Origin of the sequence: Saccharothrix tamanrassetensis (genome assembly GCF_014203665.1) — a bacterium.
GTDB classification, from domain to species: domain Bacteria; phylum Actinomycetota; class Actinomycetes; order Mycobacteriales; family Pseudonocardiaceae; genus Actinosynnema; species Actinosynnema tamanrassetense.
In genome coordinates, this window is the sequence record NZ_JACHJN010000006.1 from 21,143 (window position 1) to 37,906 (window position 16,764).

A 16,764-nucleotide genomic window follows, 5' to 3' on the forward strand; every position below is an offset into this window, starting at 1 on the left:
CCCGACGACGCGGTAGCAGTGGTTTACGCCTCTTCCGAACCTACACAGCCCCGGCTGAGGAACGACTCACACAACCGAGCGGCACTCACAGCGCGGGTGCACGGGCGCTATCCGGTGCTCGACCAGGCCCGAATAGGCGTCCACCTCCAGGGTCGCGTCCCACGCCGGCGGCCGGGTGCGGGCGGTCGTCCCGTGGTCCAGGGCGAGCAGCGCCTGACCGGTCGCGAGCCCGGCGGTGGCGGTGACGGTGGCCAGGTCGGCCTGCTGCGGCTGGTCCACCAGCTGGGCCGCGAGACCCGGCCAGCCCCGGTCGGCGTCGGTCCGGTGCAGGTCGGCGCACCTCAGGCAGCTGCTGCGGCCGGGCACCACCAGCGGTCCGACCACGCCGAGCCCTTCGCCCGCCCGCACCGCCAGGTGCGGTGTGCCCTCCAGCAGCAGCGCCCGCGACAGCTCCGGCGGCGGCACCAGCGCGTCGGCGAGCACCACCAGGTCGGGTGCCCGGGTGCTGGTCGACGTCCGCGCGGTGCTCGACGCGCGCTTCACCGCCTCGTTGGCCGCCTCGCCGCGCTGCCGGCCGACGTCGCTGTCGAGATAACCCGAACCGGTGTCTTCCGGATTCACCCGACCGCGGGCAACCACCCGGACGTGTCCCACGCCGGCGGCGGCCAACAGGGTCGCGACGGCGATCGTCAGCCGCCCGTCGCCGTGGACGACGACCGAGCGGGCGGAGCGGGTGCCCGGCACGTGAGGCGCCGGTCGGCCGGTGCGCAGCGCCCAAGCGGTCGTCTCCGGCGTCAGCCGGCCGTGCGGCGCCGGGATGGTCTCCTCGACCAGGCCGGCCTCGGCCAGGCCGTGCAGCAGGCGCACCAGGTCGGCGGCCTGGTCACCGTGTCCGGCGAGCTGTTCGCGCAGCTCGGGAAGGGTGTGCCGGCCGGTGAGGCCGAGCAGCGTCTCGTCCATCGGGGACGGGACGTCCTCGATCAGCAGCGAGTACCGGGAGTCGATGCCGATCTGCACGCCGTCCGGTCGACGGCGCAGCACCGGCAGGCCCGGCAGCACTCGGGGGCGATTGGGCAGGTTCACGCCGTGCAGCGTGCCGGTACCGGCGGTCGGAGGCGAAACGGTTGTCCACAGGGCGGCGGCGTTGTCCACAGGCAGCTCGTCGGAACCTTGACAGGTGGCCGGGCGGGCCCGGCCACCTGCGGGTTCAGACCTTCGCCTTGCCGAGGATGCGGGTCACCGTGGTACCGCAGACCGGGCACTTGCCCTTGGCCATCCGGCGGTTGTTGCTCTCGTGCACCTCGCCCGTGAAGTCGCGCTTCTCACGGCACTTGACGCAGTAGCCGTTGTAGGTCTCGGCCACGGCTTCCTCCCTTGTTTCGAGAGTGCGGAGCGATCTGCACCACACTCGGGGGCTGCGCAGCACGCTACCTGGGCGGACGGGTTACCGCTGCACGCCGTGGCCGGCGTGTCCAGCCGTCGTTCGGGCGAATCTGCTGGGCCGTCCCCCCACAGACCGCCGCTTGGCCGCCGCGAACTGTCGGTGCGGGGCTTTACCGTGAACGCCATGCCCGAACCGCAGGTGGAGGTACGGCGTAGTGCTCGGCGCCGTCGCATGGTGAGCGCGTACCGCGAGGGGGACACCGTCGTCGTCCTGCTGCCGGCGCGCATGAGCAAGAGCGAGGAGAAGCACTGGGTGGCGGAGATGCTCAGCCGCCTCCAGCGCAGCGAGACCCGCAGGCGGTCGCCAACCCGCACGTCCGACGCCGCGCTGCTCGCCCGGTGCGAGGAGCTGGCCGAGCGGTACCTGGACGGGGTGCGCCCGAGCAGCGTGCGGTGGGTGGCGCCGATGCGGACGCGGTGGGCGTCGTGCACGCCGACCGAGGGGACCATCCGGATCAGCGAGCGGCTCCGGGACGTGCCCGCGTGGGTGCTGGACTACGTCCTGGTGCACGAACTGGCGCACCTGCGCGTGCCGGGGCACGGGAAGGACTTCTGGGGACTCGTGCACCGGTACCCGAAGACCGAGCGGGCGATCGGCTACCTGGAGGGGCTGTCCGCGGCGGCCGGTCTGGGCATCACCGAGGAGGACTGACCGGTCCGGGGAGGAGGACCGGGGTCGCGGCCGCGCTCACGGTCGGAACCTGGCCCCGGGCGTGGACCGGCAGCGGCGGGCGAGGCCCTCAGCCGGGTGCGCCGCCGAGCGGGTGAAGGCTAGTCGCCGTCCTTCTGCTCGCCCTGCTGCCCGCCTGCCTCGCCCTCGTCCTTCTCGCGCAGGGTGCGCTCCAACTCCGCCATCGGGTCCTCCAGCGCCTCGCGGGTCCGGCCGAACCGCTCCGCGAACTCCATCGGGTCGTCCAGGTCGTCGGCCGAGGGCACCAGGTCCGGGTGTTCCCAGACGCTGTCCCGCTGCTCGATGCCGTGCTGGTCGCCCAGCAGCTTCCACAGCGCCGCCGCCGACCGGTGCCGGCGCGGCCGCAGCTCCAGGCCCACCAGCGTGGCGAAGGTCTGCTCCGCCGGTCCGCCGGACGCCCGCCTGCGGCGCAGCGTCTCCCGCAGCGCCTCGGCGCCGGGCAGCCGGTCGCCCACGGCTCCCGCCACCACCACGTCCACCCAGCCCTCGACCAGCGCCAGCAGCGTCTCCAGGCGGGTCAGCGCGGCCTTCTGCTCGGGTGTGGTCTGCGGTTCGAGCATGCCCGACTTCATGGCCTCCTCGATCGAGGCCGGGTTCGCCGGGTCCACCTGGCCCGCGAGCTGCTCCAACGCCGACGTGTCGACCTTGATGCCCTTCGCGAACTCCTCCACCGTGTCCAGCAGCCGCTGCCGCAGCCACGGCACGTGGCTGAACAGCCGCTGGTGCGCGGCCTCCCGCGCGGCGAGGAACACCAGCACCTCGCTGGCCGGCCGCTCCAGGCCCTCGGTGAACTTCTCGATGTTCGCGGGCAGCAGCGCCGCGGTGCCCTCCGGCCCCAGCGGCAGGCCAACCTCGGTCGACGTCAGCACCTCGGAGCCGAGCTGCGCCAGCGCGCCGCCCAACTGCGAGCCGAACGCCATCCCGCCCATCTGACCGAGCATGGACAGCAGCGGACCCGCCGCCTCCTTCGCCTCGGCGGGCATCGCCTCGACCCACGCGCCGGACACCCGCTGCGCCACCGGGTCGCACAGCCGCTGCCACGTCGGCAGCGTGCGCTCCACCCAGTCGCGCGCGCTCCAGCTCTCCGACCTGGTGGTCCCGGCGGGCAGTGCCGTCGCCGGGTCGAGCCACATCTCCGCCAGGTGCACGGCGTCGGCCACCGCGCCGCTCTGGTCCGGCGTGAACCCCATGCCGCCCTTGCCCGTCAACTGCTGCAAGGCGATCTGCTTCGCCAGGTCGTAGTTGACGGGACCGGACGACGTGCCCGCGTTGCTGAACATCGCGCCGAGCTGGCTCAGCATCGCGCCGAGCTGGTTGAAGTCGAACGGGTTGCCCGCGGGCTCCTCCGGCTTGCGGCCGCGATCGTCTGGGTCCTGCGGGCCGAACCCGAAGGGCACGTCACTCATGCCCCCACGGTACGCGGGCCGGGGGTGGGGTGCGGGACCGGTTCGCCGACGGCGTGAGGGTTTGGTCGTACCCTGTCGGGCGTGAGCGAAGGCACCGACACCGTCGTGGAGCAGCCGACGACCCGACCGGCCCTGCCCCGACGCGGCCTGACCAGGCGCACGTGGACGCTCGTGATCAGCCTGGCGCTGGTCCTGGCGCTGGGCCTGCTCGGCGGGTTCGCGCGGGTGCCGTACGTGGCGCTGGGCCCCGGCCCGACCTACGACACGCTCGGCCGCATCAACGGGACCGACGTGGTGCACATCGAGGGCCAGGAGACGTTCCCGACCAAGGGCGCCCTCACCATGACCACGGTGTCGCTCACCGACGACGTGTCGCTGTTCGGCGCGCTCGGCCTGTGGGTCAGCGGCCGGTACGCGCTCGCGCCGCGCGACGAGTTCTTCCGGCCCGGCGAGTCCGAGCAGCAGGTGCGCGACCAGAACGTGAAGGCGTTCCAGGACTCGCAGACCAGCGCGGAGGTCGCCGCGCTGCGCTACCTGGACTACCCGATGAAGGTCGTCGCCGCGGAGATCACCAAGGAGAGCGCGGCGGACAACGTGATCCAGCCCAACGACCGGCTGCTCGCCGTCAACGGCAAGGACATCACCTCCTACGAGGACGTCCGCGCGGCGCTGGAGACCACCAAGCCGGGCGACCAGGTCGACATCACGTTCCAGCGCGAGTCCGCCCGGCAGACCGCCCGGATCACGCTGGGCAAGACGGAGGACCGGCCCACCGGGTTCCTCGGCGTCCTGCCGGTGGACCGCGCGGACGTGCCGTTCGACATCAAGATCAGCCTGACCGACGTCGGCGGGCCGTCCGCCGGTCTGCTGTTCGCGCTCTCCATCGTGGACAAGCTGACACCGGGCGAGCTCAACGGCGGCCAGTCGGTCGCGGGCACCGGCGAGATCAACGACAAGGGCGAGGTCGGCCGGATCGGCGGGATCAACTTCAAGATGGTCGCCGCGCGCGAGGCCGGCGCGACGACCTTCCTGGTGCCGGCGGGGAACTGCGACGAGGCCAAGCAGCACGCGCCGGAGGGCATGAGGCTGGTCAAGGTCGAGAAGCTGGCGGACGCCGTCGAGTCGCTGAAGGCGATCAACGACGGCAAGGACGCGCCCAGCTGCTGACGCGCGTGGCAGCCTCGCCGAGGTGCTGATGCGCACCACAGCCTGCTGAAGAGGGCTGCTGAAGAAGACACCCGCTCGACGCCGCGCGTGGTGATCACGTGCGGCCGCCGGTCAGGGCTTCAGCGTCTCCAGCAGGGCGTCCGTCAGGTTCGGCGCCAGTTCCGGGTGCTCCACGACCTCCTCGGGCACCTCCACGTTGCCGCGCAGCCGCAGCACGCACGCCGCCGAGCCGTCCCGCAGCACGGCCGCCACCAGCCGGGCCTCCCGGCGCTGCGGGTGCTCCGCGGCGAACCGCCGGGCCGCCTCGTCGTCCAGGTCCTCGGACAGCTCGGCCTCGGCGTCCGGCGGCAGCACCACGATCTCCTGCGCCAGCGCGCACCCGCGCACCACGTCCGGCCACACGATGCCCGCCAGCGCCTTGTCCAGCTCGGCGTCCGGCAGCGAGTCCTGGGCGATCGGCGTCAGCGGCGAGGCCACCGGATCCAGCTGGCCCGCGAGCTCCGGCTGCTGGGCGAGCAGGTCGGCGGTGGGTACCAGGGCGAACAGCTGGGGCGCCTGGTTCCAGCCGGCGGTGGACACGAACTCCTCGACCTCGCGGGCCACGGCGGGCAGCGCGACGGGCGGCGTTTCACTGGCTGACACGCCCGACATGGTCCCATCCACCCGAATCGGGCGACCGGACGGGGAACCCTGGGCGGCCTCCGTACAGTTGGACAGAACGTACGAAAGCCATTACCGCGATCCAGGAGCGTGCCCAGTGGCCACTCGGCCCCCGGTCGGACTGCCCAGGCTGTCCCGTCGAAGCCGGATTCTGCTCATCGTCGGTGCGGTGGTGCTGGTCGGTCTGATCACCGGTTCCAGGCTGCTCGGCACCTACGTCGACTGGCTGTGGTTCGGCGAGGTCGGCTTCCGCAGCGTCTACGGCACCATGCTGGCGACCCGGCTCGGGTTGTTCGTCGCCGTGGGACTGCTGGTGGGCGGTCTCGTCGCGCTCAACCTGATCTTCGCCTACCGCACCCGGCCGGTGTTCGTGCCGGTGTCCGGCCCGGACGACCCGGTCGCCCGCTACCGCTCGGTGGTGACCCGGCGGATGAAGCTGTTCGCGATCGGCCTGCCGGTGCTCGTCGGCGTGATCGCGGGCACCTCCGCGCAGGGCGAGTGGCAGCAGTTCCAGCTGTTCCTCAACGGCACGTCGTTCAACGAGACCGACGCCGAGTTCGGCCACGACATCGGTTTCTACGCGTTCCAGCTGCCGTTCTACACGTGGCTGCTGTCCTGGCTGTTCATCGCCACGGCGGTGTCGTTCGTCGGCGCGGTGGTGTCCCACTACCTGTTCGGCGGCATCCGGCTGGCCGGCCGCGGCGGTCAGCTCTCCGGGCCCGCGCGCACCCACCTGTCCATCGTGGCGGGCGTGTTCGTGCTGCTCAAGGCGGTGGCGTACTTCTTCGACCGGTATCAACTGCTGTTCTCCGACCGGAACGAGAAGTTCTACGGCGCCACCTACACCGACCTGAACGCGGTGCTGCCGGCCAAGCTGATCCTGCTCTGCATCGCGGTGTTCTGCGCGGTCGCGTTCTTCGTCGGCGCGGTGCTGCGCAACCTGCAACTGCCCGCCATCGCGACCGTGCTGCTGGTGCTGTCCAGCATCCTGGTCGGCGCGGCGTGGCCCGCGGTGCTGGAGCAGTTCTCGGTGAAGCCGAACGCGATCGAGAAGGAGGCCGAGTCGATCAGCCGGAACATAACCGCCACCAAGGAGGCGTTCGGGCTGACCGACGAGACGGTCGAGACGAAACCCTACGAGGGCAAGCAGAACGTCTCCCTGGACGAGCTGAAGAGCGACCAGGCGACGCTGGGCAACATCCGGCTGCTCGACCCGGCCGTGATCTCCAAGACGTTCACCCAGTTCCAGCAGCTGCGCCCGTTCTACGGGTTCCCGGAGAAGCTGGACGTCGACCGGTACAAGGTGGACAACCAACTCCAGGACTACATCGTCGCGGTCCGCGAGCTGAACACCGCCGGCATCCCGCAGGGCCAGCGCGACTGGATCAACCAGCACCTGATCTACACGCACGGCAACGGCATGGTGTTCGCCGAGGCGAGCAAGATCAACTCGCCGGCCGACCAGGGCGGCAACGGCGGCTACCCGGTGTTCGAGGTGGCCGAGGTCGACCAGGACGGCAAGGTCAAGCCGGGTCCGTTCGGCGTGCAGCAGCCGCGCACCTACTTCGGTGAGCTGGGCAGCGCGTCGGACTACGCGATCGTCGGCGGGCGCGGCGAGGGCTCGCCGAGCGAGTACGACAGCGACCGTTCGCAGTACACGTACGACGGCAAGGGCGGCGTCCGGATCGGCGGCCTGTTCAACAAGCTGGTCTTCGCCGCCGCGTACGGCGAGCGGAACATCCTGTTCAACTCGGCCATCGCCGACGAGTCCCGGATCATCTTCAACCGCCACCCGCGCGACCGCGTGGAGAAGGTGGCGCCTTGGCTGACCGTGGACGCCGACCCGTACCCGGCCGTGGTGGACGGCCGCATCACGTGGATCGTCGACGGCTACACGACGCTGGAGAACTACCCCTACGCGCGCCGCACGTCGCTCGCTTCGGCGACGAACGACTCGCTGCCCGGGATGGCCCAGCAGCCCAACAAGGACGTCAGCTACATCCGCAACTCCGTCAAGGCCACCGTGGACGCCTACGACGGCACGGTGACCCTGTACGCGATGGACGAGAAGGACCCGGTCCTCAAGGCGTGGATGGGCGTCTTCCCCGGCACGGTGCAGCCCAAGAGCGCGATGTCGCAGTCGCTCCAGGAGCACCTGCGCTACCCGGAGGACCTGTTCAAGGTGCAGCGCGACACGCTGGCGCGCTACCACGTCGAACAGCCGCGCGACTTCTACTCCGGTGTGTCGTTCTGGGACGTGCCGTCCGACCCGACCGTCGACAACCCGACGACCGTGGAGCAGCAGCAGCAGAGCAGCCAGCAGCCACGTGACCAGCAACCGCCGTTCTACGTGCTGGCGGGTGATCCGACCGGTGACCCGAACAAGGTGAGCTTCCAGCTGACCAGCGCCCTGGTGCGGCAGAACCGGGAGTTCATGGCGTCCTACGTGAGCGTGCGGTCGGATCCGGAGAACTACGGCCGGATAAGCGTGCTGACGTTGAACAACGAGGCGAAGGGCCCACAGCAGATCCAGACCCAGTTCCTGACCTCCGGTGAGGTCAGCGGGGAGCTGAACCTGCTGACGCAGCGCCAGACCAAGGTGGTGTACGGGAACCTGCTGACCCTCCCGGTCGGTGGTGGGCTGCTCTACGTGGAGCCCATCTACATCGAACGGGCCAGTCAGAACACCCAGTTCCCGCAGCTGTTCAAGGTCCTGGTGAGCTTCGGCGACAAGGTCGGCTACGCGTCGACCTTGAAGGAGGCCCTGGAGAAGGTGCTGACCGGCGCGTCGGCGCAGCTGCCCGACCAGCCGGGCACGCCGCCGACCAGCACCCCGCCGACGACGAGCACCAACCCGCCGACGAACGGCAACGGGCAGAGCACCGAGCTGCAACAGGCCGTGCGGGACATCCAGAGCGCCTTGGCCGCCATCAAGGCCGCGCAGAGCAGCGGGGACTTCGCCGCGCTCGGCAACGCCTACAAGGCGCTGGACGACGCGACGAAGCGATTCGACACCGCCAGCGCGGCCGCGACGCAGCCGACGCAGCCGTCCTCGGTCGTCCCGTCACCCACGCCGACGGGCTGACCTGGGGTCGAGCAGTGGATCGGGTGGCCTGGGACACGTCCGGGCCACCCGATTTGCACTCAGGGGTAACCACCGCGTAGAGTTCCAATTACCAACGCGGGGTGGAGCAGCTCGGTAGCTCGCTGGGCTCATAACCCAGAGGTCGCAGGTTCAAATCCTGTCCCCGCTACTGAAGTCGTAAAGCCCGGTCTGTGAAGTCCTGCAGGCCGGGCTTTACGCTATGTCCATTTCCGTGTCACTCCACACCGGTGCTCACGCCGCCCACACCGCGCCTGTTTTGAGCCGCCTGCCCCACACCGAGCCTGAGTTGCGTGCGCCGCCTCGCCGGCAGCCGCGCGCAGCGCCTCGCCGCTGGCCGCGCGCCAGCGCACACCCCTCCCAGGCTGCGTGTCATCCCCGTATGGCCTGCCCGTAGGGAACCGCATGTGTCAAGGGCAGATCGAACCCGCGACCACCGCACACGCCTTCCGATCTGCCCTTGACGCATGTGGTTGTCTTTGACCTGGCCATACGGGGATGACACGCAGACCACCGCCCTCCAAAGCTCGAAGAGCTTTGGAGGGCTCTTGTGGAGATCCTTGGCGGTCTGCCCGTCCGGCGAGGACGCTTTTAGACCTTCAGGCCTGTGCAACCGTGACGCAGGTCGCACCCCACCGAGGAAAAAGAGCGGAAAAGCGACGCTCGCCGCTTGGCAGACCTCCGGGGAGGAAAACGAAGAGCGTCGTGTTCTCCCCGCATGGCCTGTCAAAGACGACCACCCTTGTCCTGGGGGTGCAAGCGAAGAGCGTGCTTGCACCCCCAGGACAAGCGCGGTAGCCCTGCGGGCAGGCCATACGGGGAGAACACGAGAGCAGAGGTCTGTGCGAGCCCGCACTGCGGGTGTTGGTGGGTGCGGGGGATGCGGGTGTGCGAGAGGGGGAGGGGACGCGGCGATGAGGGTGGGGGTGGGATGATGAGGGTGAGTAGAGGCTGTGAGCTGGGGTTTTTGTGGCGGTCGTGGGTTGATGGACCCCCGGTGAAAAGGGGGTTCGAGGGTGTGTATAGTTGGTCTTACCCAACGCGGGGTGGAGCAGCTCGGTAGCTCGCTGGGCTCATAACCCAGAGGTCGCAGGTTCAAATCCTGTCCCCGCTACTACAACGAATGACCCCCTCTCCGAATCCGGAGAGGGGGTCAGTCGTCTGCTCGGGTCAGGTCATGTTTTCCGCCCAGTACTGGGCGCACACCATCGAGCAGACCCGGCCTTCGCCGGAGACAGTGCGGTGACGGCGGATCTGCTTGCCGCACACCATGCACTCGTCCTTGCCGGCCTGTTCCGGAAGCGAACCGCTCGCCCACGCCCGCGCGCTCTTGACGACCTTGGCGTCCATCCACTTGATACCCACCACGCACCTCCAGAGAACCGCCTACGAGGAGTGATGATCCCAGCACTGTGGGCATCCGCCAGACCAGAGGCCGGACATCACCGTGTTGTGCTAAGCGGGGCCGCTCCGACCAAGACCAACAGCGCGGGCTGTCACCTCCGGCGGCGTTCGGGTGAACGCAAAAGTGCGGTTTCCCTTGCCCGGCAATGGATTTCCAGATGGTGTGGACACTTCCGGTCAAGCGGCCGAAAGCGTGGCGTTGATCAGCTTGTCGTCACGCAACGGAGCTTCTCGTTGCTCCGCTTGGCCCAACTCCACTAGCCCGTGATCAGCCACTGTGGACAGAACGGCTGACCATTGTGGACAGCTCACCCTGAAAGTGGCACCGTTGGTGTCGTGTCGGACCTGAACGCGACTGCCGCCGCCCTGCTCGGGCTGCTGCACGACGGACCCAAGACCGGTGGCCAACTGGTGGCTGAGGCCGGGGAGCGCTTCGGAGCGTTCTTCAGCGTCACCCGCAGCCAGGTCTACCGAGAGCTGCCCGCGTTGGCTGACGCGGGGCTGCTGCGCCTCGGAAAGCAGGGCCCACGCTCCAGCCAGCAGTACGTCCTGACGGCCGCGGGCAAGAAGGCCTTCAAGAACTGGCTGCTGACCGAGCCTGGCCCGGACCACCTGCGCAGCCCGTTGATCCTCCGGCTGGTGCACGCCGGCTCGTTGACCGCCAAACAGCGCCAGTCGCTGGTGGACGCGGCGCGGGCCGGTTACAGCGCCGACCAGGAGGCCGCCAAGACCGCGGTGAAGACCGCGGAGGACGCCTACGCCAAGGCGGTCGCCGAATTCGGCCTCGCCCACGCCAAGGCCGTGCTCAAGCTGCTCGACGCGATCCCCACGGCCTGAGGAGCGCCGACCGGTCGCACTCCGCGACCGGTCCTGGCGTAATCTTCTGCCGTGAACCCGGACGTCGAAGCAGACATCAAGGACCTCTCCGCCACCCTCGCGAGCATCGAGGCGGTGATGGACCTCGCTTCGCTGCGCGCCCAGGTCGCGGAGCTGGAGGAGGCCGCGGCCCGGCCGGACCTGTGGGACGACCAGGAGCAGGCGCAACGGGTCACCAGCCAGCTCTCGCACAAGCAGGGCGAGCTGCGCCGCATCGTGAACCTGCGCGAACGCCTGGACGACCTCTCCGTGCTCTACGAGCTGGCCGAGGACGAGGGCGACGCGGGCAGCCTCGCCGAGGCCGACACCGAGCGCGTCAAGCTCCGCGACGAGATCTCCTCCCTGGAGGTCCGCACGCTGCTGTCCGGCGAGTACGACGAGCGCAACGCACTGGTCACCATCCGCGCCGAAGCGGGTGGCGTGGACGCCGCCGACTTCGCCGAGATGCTGCTGCGGATGTACTCCCGCTGGGCCGAACGCCACGGCTACGGCGTGGACGTGTTCGACACCTCCTACGCCGAAGAGGCGGGCATCAAGTCCGCGACGTTCCGCGTCACCGCCCCCTACGCCTACGGCACGCTCAGCGTGGAGCAGGGCACGCACCGGCTGGTGCGCATCTCCCCGTTCGACAACCAGGGACGCCGGCAGACGTCGTTCGCGGGGGTCGAAGTGGTGCCCGTGGTCGAGCAGACCGACCACGTGGACATCGACGAGAAGGACCTGCGGGTCGACGTGTACCGCTCGTCCGGTCCGGGCGGGCAGGGCGTGAACACCACCGACTCGGCGGTGCGGCTGACGCACATCCCGACCGGCATCGTGGTGTCCTGCCAGAACGAGCGCTCCCAGCTGCAGAACAAGGCCACCGCGATGGCCGTGCTGCAGGCGAAGCTGCTGGAGCGCCAGCGGCAGGAGGAGCAGGCCCGGATGGACGCCCTGAAGGACTCGGGGTCCAGCTGGGGCAACCAGATGCGCTCCTACGTGCTGCACCCGTACCAGATGGTCAAGGACCTGCGCACCGAGCACGAGGTCGGAAATCCGTCCGCGGTGCTCGACGGCGAGATCGACGAGTTCCTCGAAGCGGGTATCCGGTGGCGCAAGCAGCAGCAGTCCTCCTGATCGGTCAAGCTCCCGTTTCGCACTGCTAGCCAGGGCGAGACGGAGGCTTTACCCAGGCCACCGGTAGACTCACCCGTCGTGATTCGCCTCGAACACGTGTCCAAGGTCTACAAGACCTCCACGCGCCCCGCGCTCGACAACGTCTCGGTCGAGATGGACAAGGGTGAGTTCGTGTTCCTCATCGGACCGTCCGGGTCCGGAAAATCCACGTTCCTACGACTTCTGCTCCGCGAAGAAGTGCCGAGCAAGGGTCGGGTGTACGTGTCGAACTTCGACGTGGCCAAGATGTCCCGGCGCCGGGTCCCCCGCCTGCGCCAGTCCATCGGCTGCGTCTTCCAGGACTTCCGCCTGCTCACCAACAAGACGGTGGCCGAGAACGTGGCGTTCGCGCTGGAGGTCATCGGCAAGCCGCGCAACACCATCGTCAAGGTGGTGCCGGAGGTCCTGCAGCTGGTCGGTCTGGACGGCAAGGCCGACCGGATGCCGCACGAGCTCTCCGGCGGCGAGCAGCAGCGGGTGGCGATCGCCCGCGCGTTCGTCAACCGGCCGCTGGTGCTGCTCGCCGACGAGCCCACCGGAAACCTGGACCCCGACACCAGCCAGGACATCATGCTGCTGCTGGAGCGGATCAACCGCACCGGCACGACGGTGCTGATGGCCACCCACGACCACTCCATCGTCGACTCCATGCGCCGCCGTGTGGTCGAGCTGGACCACGGCCGCATCATCCGCGACGACGCGCGGGGTGTTTACGGCGTGGGCCGCTAGAGACCACCCTCAACCCCCGACCCTGAGGAACGTTCCCCCCGATGCGTACCAGCTTCGTGTTCAGCGAGGTCGTCACCGGCCTGCGCCGGAACGTCACGATGACCATCGCGATGATCCTCACGACCGCGATCTCGCTCGGCCTGCTCGGCGGTGGCCTGCTCATCGTCCGCATGGTCGACAAGATGCAGGACAACTACCAGAGCAAGCTCGAAGTGTCCGTCCTGCTCACCAACGACGTCAGCGCGAACGACAAGGACTGCGCCCAGCAGCCCTGCGCGGGCCTGCGCAGCGCGCTGGAGGCGACGTCCGGGGTGGAGACGGTGGTCTACGAGAACCGCGAGAAGGGCTACGAGCGGTTCAAGCAGATCTTCGAGGCGCAGCCCGAGCTGGTGAAGCTGGCCCGTCCGGAGGCCATCCCGGCCACGTTCCGGGTGAAGCTGGAGGACCCGGCGCGGGCGAACGTCATCGTGCAGGCGTTCACCGGCAAGGCGGGCGTGAAGGCGGTCAACGACCAGGGCGAGTTCCTCGGTCGGCTGCTGGACGTGTTCAACGGCCTGCGCAACATCGTGCTGGCGTTGGCGCTGATCCAGGCGCTGGCCGCGCTGCTGCTGATCTCCAACACGATCCAGGTGTCCGCGTTCACCCGGCGCACCGAGGTCGGCATCATGCGGCTGGTGGGTGCCACGCGCTGGTACACCCAGCTGCCGTTCCTCATCGAGGCGGTGGTGGCCGGCGTGATCGGCGCGATCGTCGGCGTGGGCGGTCTGGCCTTGATGGTGTTCGGTGCGACCAGGGTCTCGGGGGACCTGTTCACCTCGCAGATCCTGCCGCCGATGGGCATGCTGGACGTGGTGATCATCTCGCCGATCCTGCTCGGGGTGGCGGTCTTCATCTCCGCGCTGACCGGTTACGTCACGTTGCGGCTCTACGTGCGGCTGTAACCGTCCCCGGCGGCGGGGCCGCTCAGGTGGTTGCAGCTGTTCGGGTGGTCGTCGCCGCGGTTTAAAGGCTGGCGTGCTCACGTAAGGTTTTCGGCATGGTCAAGGAACGCGGTCAGAAGGTGATCGCGTCGAACCGCAAGGCTCGGCACGACTACACCATCCTCGACACCTTCGAAGCGGGTGTCGTGCTCGTCGGCACGGAGGTCAAGAGCCTGCGCATGGGCCGGGCGTCCCTGGTGGACGCCTTCGGCCAGGTCGACGACGGCGAGGTGTGGCTGCACGCCCTGCACATCCCGGAGTACGTGGCCGGCACCTGGACCAACCACGAGGTGCGCCGCAAGCGGAAGCTGCTGCTGCACCGCAAGGAGATCGAGCGGTTGATCGGCAAGACCAAGGAGAGCGGTCTGTCGCTGATCCCGCTGCAGATGTACTTCAAGGACGGGTACGTCAAGGTGGAGTTGGCGCTGGCGCGGGGCAAGAAGGCGTACGACAAGCGGCAGGACCTCGCCAAGCGGGATGCCCAGCGGGAGATCCAGAAGGCGCACGGGCGGGCGTTGAAGGGCCGGTACTGAGGGCCGGGACCGCGGCCGGTGGCGAGCACGGCCACGAGCTGGTCGACGTGCTCGCGGACCGGGAGCGGTTTTCCGCCCGTGCGTCGGTCAGCCCAGGTTGAGGAAGGCCAGGACGGCTCGCACCCGGCGGTGCTCGGAGTTGCTGGGTTCCAGGCCGAGCTTGGCGAAGATGTTCCCGACGTGCTTCTCCACCGCGCCGTCCGACACGACCAGCGACTTGGCGATGGCCGCGTTCGACAGGCCCTGGGCCATGAGGCCCAGCACCTCCCGTTCGCGTTGGGTCAGGGAGTCGACCGGGTTGCGCTTGCTGCGGACCATGAGCTGGGTGATGACCTCGTGGTCGATGCTGGTGCCGCCCTCGGCCACCCGGCGCACCGCCGCCACGAACTCCGAGACGTCGGCCACCCGCTCCTTGAGCAGGTAGCCGACGCCGCTCGCCCCGCCCGCCAGCAGTTCGACGGCGTAGCGCTCCTCCACGTACTGCGAGAGCACGAGGACCGGCAGGTTCGGGACGCGCTTGCGGGCCTCGATGGCGGCTCGCAGGCCCTCGTCGGTGAACGTCGGGGGCATCCGCACGTCGACGATGGCCAGGTCCGGCTTGTGCTCCTCGACCGCGGTCAGCAGGGCGTCGCCGTCCTCCACCGCCGCCACCGTCTCGATGCCCTCGTCGGCGAGCAGGCGCTCCACGCCCACCCGGAGGAGGACCGAGTCCTCGGCGATCACCACGCGCACGGCAGCTCCGTCCGGATCACGGTCGGCCCCCCGATGGGGCTGACCACCACGACCACGCCGTCAATGGTCGCAGCCCGGTCCGCCAAGCCCGCCAGCCCTCCTCCCGGACGGATCTGGGCGCCGCCGTGGCCGTTGTCGGTGACCTCCACGACCACGGAGTTCTCCGTTCGGGTGACCCGCACGGCCGCCTGCGTCGCGCCCGCGTGCTTGGCGATGTTGGTCAGGGCCTCGGCGACGGTGAAGTAGGCGGTGCTCTCCACCGCTGTCGGCGGGCGGGGCTCCACGTCCACGGAGACGTCCACCGGGATGGGGCACCGCGCGGCCAGCGACGACAGGGCGGCGTCCAGGCCCCGGTCGCCCAGCACCGACGGGTAGATGCCCCGGGCCAGGTCGCGGAGTTCGGAAATGGCCAGTTTCGCGTCGGCGTGGGCCTCGGCGATCAGCTCGGCGGCCGCGTCGGGGTCGGACTCCATCTTGCTGCGCGCCCGGCCCAGGCCCATGGCGACGGCGACCAGGCGCTGCTGCGCGCCGTCGTGCAGGTCGCGCTCGATGCGCCGGCGCTCGGCCTCCGCCGCCTCCACGCCGCGGGCGCGGCTGGCGGACAGCCGACCCGTCTCGGCTTCCAGCACGCTGGTGCGGGACGGGCCGAGCAGCGACTTCGCCAGCGCCGCGTGACCCCGGCCGGTGGCCTTGACCAGGGGCAGCACGATCAGGCCCAGGGCGATGCCCAGGACGCTGACCGGGATGGCACTGGCGAACGAGTCGATCAGCCACACCGAGTTGCCGACGCTGACCTCGAAGTTGTTGGGCAGCCACTGGTAGTAGACCGGGAAGAAGGTCAGCGACAGCACGGCCGGCCACAGCGCCACCACCATCGCGAACTCGACGACGCCCAGCGGCAGCATCAGCATCCAGTAGCCGAAGTCCCGCCAGGTCGCCGGATCGGTCATCATCGCCTTGGTCCGCTCGAACAGCGTGCCCTCCGGCCGCGGCCGGTACGGGGGCGGGATCTCCACGCCCAGCGTCACGCGCAGCCACGACCGCTCGACGGTCGCCGCGCCGCGCGCCAGCAGCAGGGTCAGCGCCAGCAGCGGGAAGCCGACCCACACCACCATCGTGCCGACGCTGACCGCGAGCAAGGGCACCAGCAGGCAGAACCAGAAGATGCCGGTGACCAGGTTGAGCAGGAAGTACCCGCTGGTCCGTGCGATGTCCGGGTTGGCCCGCGTCGTCATGTTCCCCACCTTCACGCCTGATGTACCCGACCAGCATCGCCCGTTCGCGCGGCCGAAACCATCAGGTCGGCCGGCGTGCGAGGGGTGGGGGCAGCCCTACCTGCCGGCGGTCCGCCACGCCCGAGCGTATTGGGAATGAGCCGAGGGGCTGGACGCGTTATGCTGTGTGGAAGCAAGTCCCGGACCAGGGGGTGAACGGTTTCGACTTTGTGCGTTGATTCAAGGGAAGCGTGCCGGTGCAGGCGAGAGACCACCGTAAGCGTCATCGCAAACCAATAAGCGCCGAGTCTAACGACCAGCGCGCGTTCGCCCTCGCCGCCTGAGGCTAGGAGCGACGCTGTCGGCCCGGAGGAGCCTCCGCTCCGGTCGCCGGCATCAGCTAGGAGGCTCACCTCCGCTCCCGGTCACGGGGAGCGGTCGGGACACCCACAGTGGCTGGGCTCATCACGACGACTTGTCCGCGTGATCGTCGGGGCCGAGTAGAGATGTAGCGGACTGCGCACGGAGAAGCCTTGTTGAGACGGCAGAGGACCCGGGTTCGATTCCCGGCACCTCCACGGCCTCGGCCGACCCATGTTCGCGGAGAGCGCGAACCGGGTCGGCCGTTGTGCTTTCCGGGGGGTGCGACCCCCGGGCCCCGCCCGGAGGGC

General features: G+C 69.5%; 15 protein-coding genes, 2 tRNA genes and 1 other RNA gene. 11 read left to right on the top strand and 7 right to left on the bottom strand.

Translation table 11 applies throughout. The annotated features are described in order from the left end of the window. Positions 1-66: 66 nt before the first annotated feature. Positions 67-1,083 (bottom strand): TOMM precursor leader peptide-binding protein, encoded by a 1,017-nt coding sequence (locus FHS29_RS19585; RefSeq protein ID WP_221456331.1) that lies wholly within the window; start codon positions 1,081-1,083, stop codon positions 67-69. A gap of 124 nt (positions 1,084-1,207) precedes the next feature. Beyond that, a complete protein-coding gene (locus FHS29_RS19590) occupies positions 1,208-1,363 on the bottom strand; it encodes a DUF5679 domain-containing protein (protein ID WP_015098458.1) in 156 nt (51 codons plus the stop codon). A gap of 204 nt (positions 1,364-1,567) precedes the next feature. Between FHS29_RS19590 and FHS29_RS19595 the strand changes: the two genes are divergently transcribed. Beyond that, complete coding sequence (locus FHS29_RS19595) at positions 1,568-2,095, top strand: M48 metallopeptidase family protein (RefSeq protein WP_184692453.1); 528 nt, start codon at positions 1,568-1,570, stop codon at positions 2,093-2,095. Between the two features lie 119 nt (positions 2,096-2,214). Here FHS29_RS19595 and FHS29_RS19600 read toward each other — a convergent pair whose 3' ends face one another. Then, positions 2,215-3,540: a zinc-dependent metalloprotease gene (locus FHS29_RS19600; protein ID WP_184692455.1), complete on the bottom strand. Its 1,326-nt coding sequence runs from the start codon at positions 3,538-3,540 to the stop codon at positions 2,215-2,217. Between the two features lie 81 nt (positions 3,541-3,621). Here FHS29_RS19600 and FHS29_RS19605 point away from each other — a divergent pair, with 81 nt between their 5' ends. Then, positions 3,622-4,707 carry a YlbL family protein gene (locus FHS29_RS19605; RefSeq protein WP_312864998.1) on the top strand — a complete coding sequence of 362 codons (1,086 nt, stop codon included), beginning with the start codon at positions 3,622-3,624 and terminating at the stop codon, positions 4,705-4,707. Positions 4,708-4,818: 111 nt separating this feature from the next. Here FHS29_RS19605 and FHS29_RS19610 read toward each other — a convergent pair whose 3' ends face one another. Beyond that, positions 4,819-5,358 carry a PPA1309 family protein gene (locus FHS29_RS19610; protein ID WP_184692457.1) on the bottom strand — a complete coding sequence of 180 codons (540 nt, stop codon included), beginning with the start codon at positions 5,356-5,358 and terminating at the stop codon, positions 4,819-4,821. Positions 5,359-5,464: 106 nt separating this feature from the next. On the opposite strand from FHS29_RS19610, the gene FHS29_RS19615 reads away from it, so the two are divergent. From FHS29_RS19615 to FHS29_RS19625, 3 genes are all read left to right on the top strand, one after another. Beyond that, positions 5,465-8,452 (top strand): UPF0182 family protein, encoded by a 2,988-nt coding sequence (locus FHS29_RS19615; protein ID WP_184692459.1) that lies wholly within the window; start codon positions 5,465-5,467, stop codon positions 8,450-8,452. 95 nt (positions 8,453-8,547) lie between these two features. Then, positions 8,548-8,621, top strand: a tRNA-Met gene (locus tag FHS29_RS19620). 889 nt (positions 8,622-9,510) lie between these two features. Next, positions 9,511-9,584: transfer RNA gene (locus FHS29_RS19625), tRNA-Met, on the top strand. Positions 9,585-9,640: 56 nt separating this feature from the next. On the opposite strand, the gene FHS29_RS19630 is transcribed toward FHS29_RS19625, so the two are convergent. Further along, on the bottom strand, positions 9,641-9,835 hold the full coding sequence (locus FHS29_RS19630) for a hypothetical protein (RefSeq protein ID WP_184692461.1): 195 nt from the start codon (positions 9,833-9,835) through the stop codon (positions 9,641-9,643). Between the two features lie 375 nt (positions 9,836-10,210). Here FHS29_RS19630 and FHS29_RS19635 point away from each other — a divergent pair, with 375 nt between their 5' ends. The 5 genes from FHS29_RS19635 to smpB all read left to right on the top strand — a co-directional run bounded on the left by FHS29_RS19635 (position 10,211) and on the right by smpB (position 14,147). Next, positions 10,211-10,711, top strand: a complete 501-nt coding sequence (locus tag FHS29_RS19635) for a PadR family transcriptional regulator (RefSeq protein ID WP_184692463.1) — start codon at positions 10,211-10,213, stop codon at positions 10,709-10,711. Between the two features lie 51 nt (positions 10,712-10,762). Further along, positions 10,763-11,866, top strand: coding sequence for a peptide chain release factor 2 (prfB, locus tag FHS29_RS19640; protein ID WP_184692465.1), 1,104 nt, complete (start codon positions 10,763-10,765; stop codon positions 11,864-11,866). 78 nt (positions 11,867-11,944) lie between these two features. Then, on the top strand, positions 11,945-12,634 hold the full coding sequence (ftsE, locus tag FHS29_RS19645; RefSeq protein ID WP_121002587.1) for a cell division ATP-binding protein FtsE: 690 nt from the start codon (positions 11,945-11,947) through the stop codon (positions 12,632-12,634). Between the two features lie 41 nt (positions 12,635-12,675). Continuing rightward, positions 12,676-13,575 (top strand): permease-like cell division protein FtsX, encoded by a 900-nt coding sequence (ftsX, locus tag FHS29_RS19650; protein ID WP_184692467.1) that lies wholly within the window; start codon positions 12,676-12,678, stop codon positions 13,573-13,575. Between the two features lie 95 nt (positions 13,576-13,670). Next, complete coding sequence (smpB, locus tag FHS29_RS19655; protein WP_184692469.1) at positions 13,671-14,147, top strand: SsrA-binding protein SmpB; 477 nt, start codon at positions 13,671-13,673, stop codon at positions 14,145-14,147. An 87-nt stretch (positions 14,148-14,234) separates the two neighbouring features. Here smpB and FHS29_RS19660 read toward each other — a convergent pair whose 3' ends face one another. Further along, positions 14,235-14,879 carry a response regulator transcription factor gene (locus FHS29_RS19660; RefSeq protein WP_184692471.1) on the bottom strand — a complete coding sequence of 215 codons (645 nt, stop codon included), beginning with the start codon at positions 14,877-14,879 and terminating at the stop codon, positions 14,235-14,237. Further along, entirely contained in the window at positions 14,867-16,114 is a 1,248-nt protein-coding gene (locus tag FHS29_RS19665) for a sensor histidine kinase (protein WP_184692473.1), read from the bottom strand. The genes FHS29_RS19660 and FHS29_RS19665 overlap by 13 nt, the downstream gene beginning before the upstream one ends. Before the next feature lie 187 nt (positions 16,115-16,301). On the opposite strand from FHS29_RS19665, the gene ssrA reads away from it, so the two are divergent. Further along, positions 16,302-16,674, top strand: a transfer-messenger RNA (tmRNA) gene (gene ssrA, locus FHS29_RS19670). Positions 16,675-16,764 lie beyond the last annotated feature (90 nt).

Excerpts from the sequence above, each read along its gene's own strand:
- FHS29_RS19595 (WP_184692453.1), top strand. The coding sequence starts at position 1,568 with ATGCCCGAACCGCAGGTGGAGGTACGGCGTAGTGCTCGGCGCCGTCGC.
- FHS29_RS19600 (WP_184692455.1), bottom strand. The coding sequence starts at position 3,540 with ATGAGTGACGTGCCCTTCGGGTTCGGCCCGCAGGACCCAGACGATCGC.
- FHS29_RS19665 (WP_184692473.1), bottom strand. The coding sequence starts at position 16,114 with ATGACGACGCGGGCCAACCCGGACATCGCACGGACCAGCGGGTACTTC.
- ftsX (WP_184692467.1), top strand. The coding sequence starts at position 12,676 with ATGCGTACCAGCTTCGTGTTCAGCGAGGTCGTCACCGGCCTGCGCCGG.
- smpB (WP_184692469.1), top strand. The coding sequence starts at position 13,671 with ATGGTCAAGGAACGCGGTCAGAAGGTGATCGCGTCGAACCGCAAGGCT.
- FHS29_RS19610 (WP_184692457.1), bottom strand. The coding sequence starts at position 5,358 with ATGTCGGGCGTGTCAGCCAGTGAAACGCCGCCCGTCGCGCTGCCCGCC.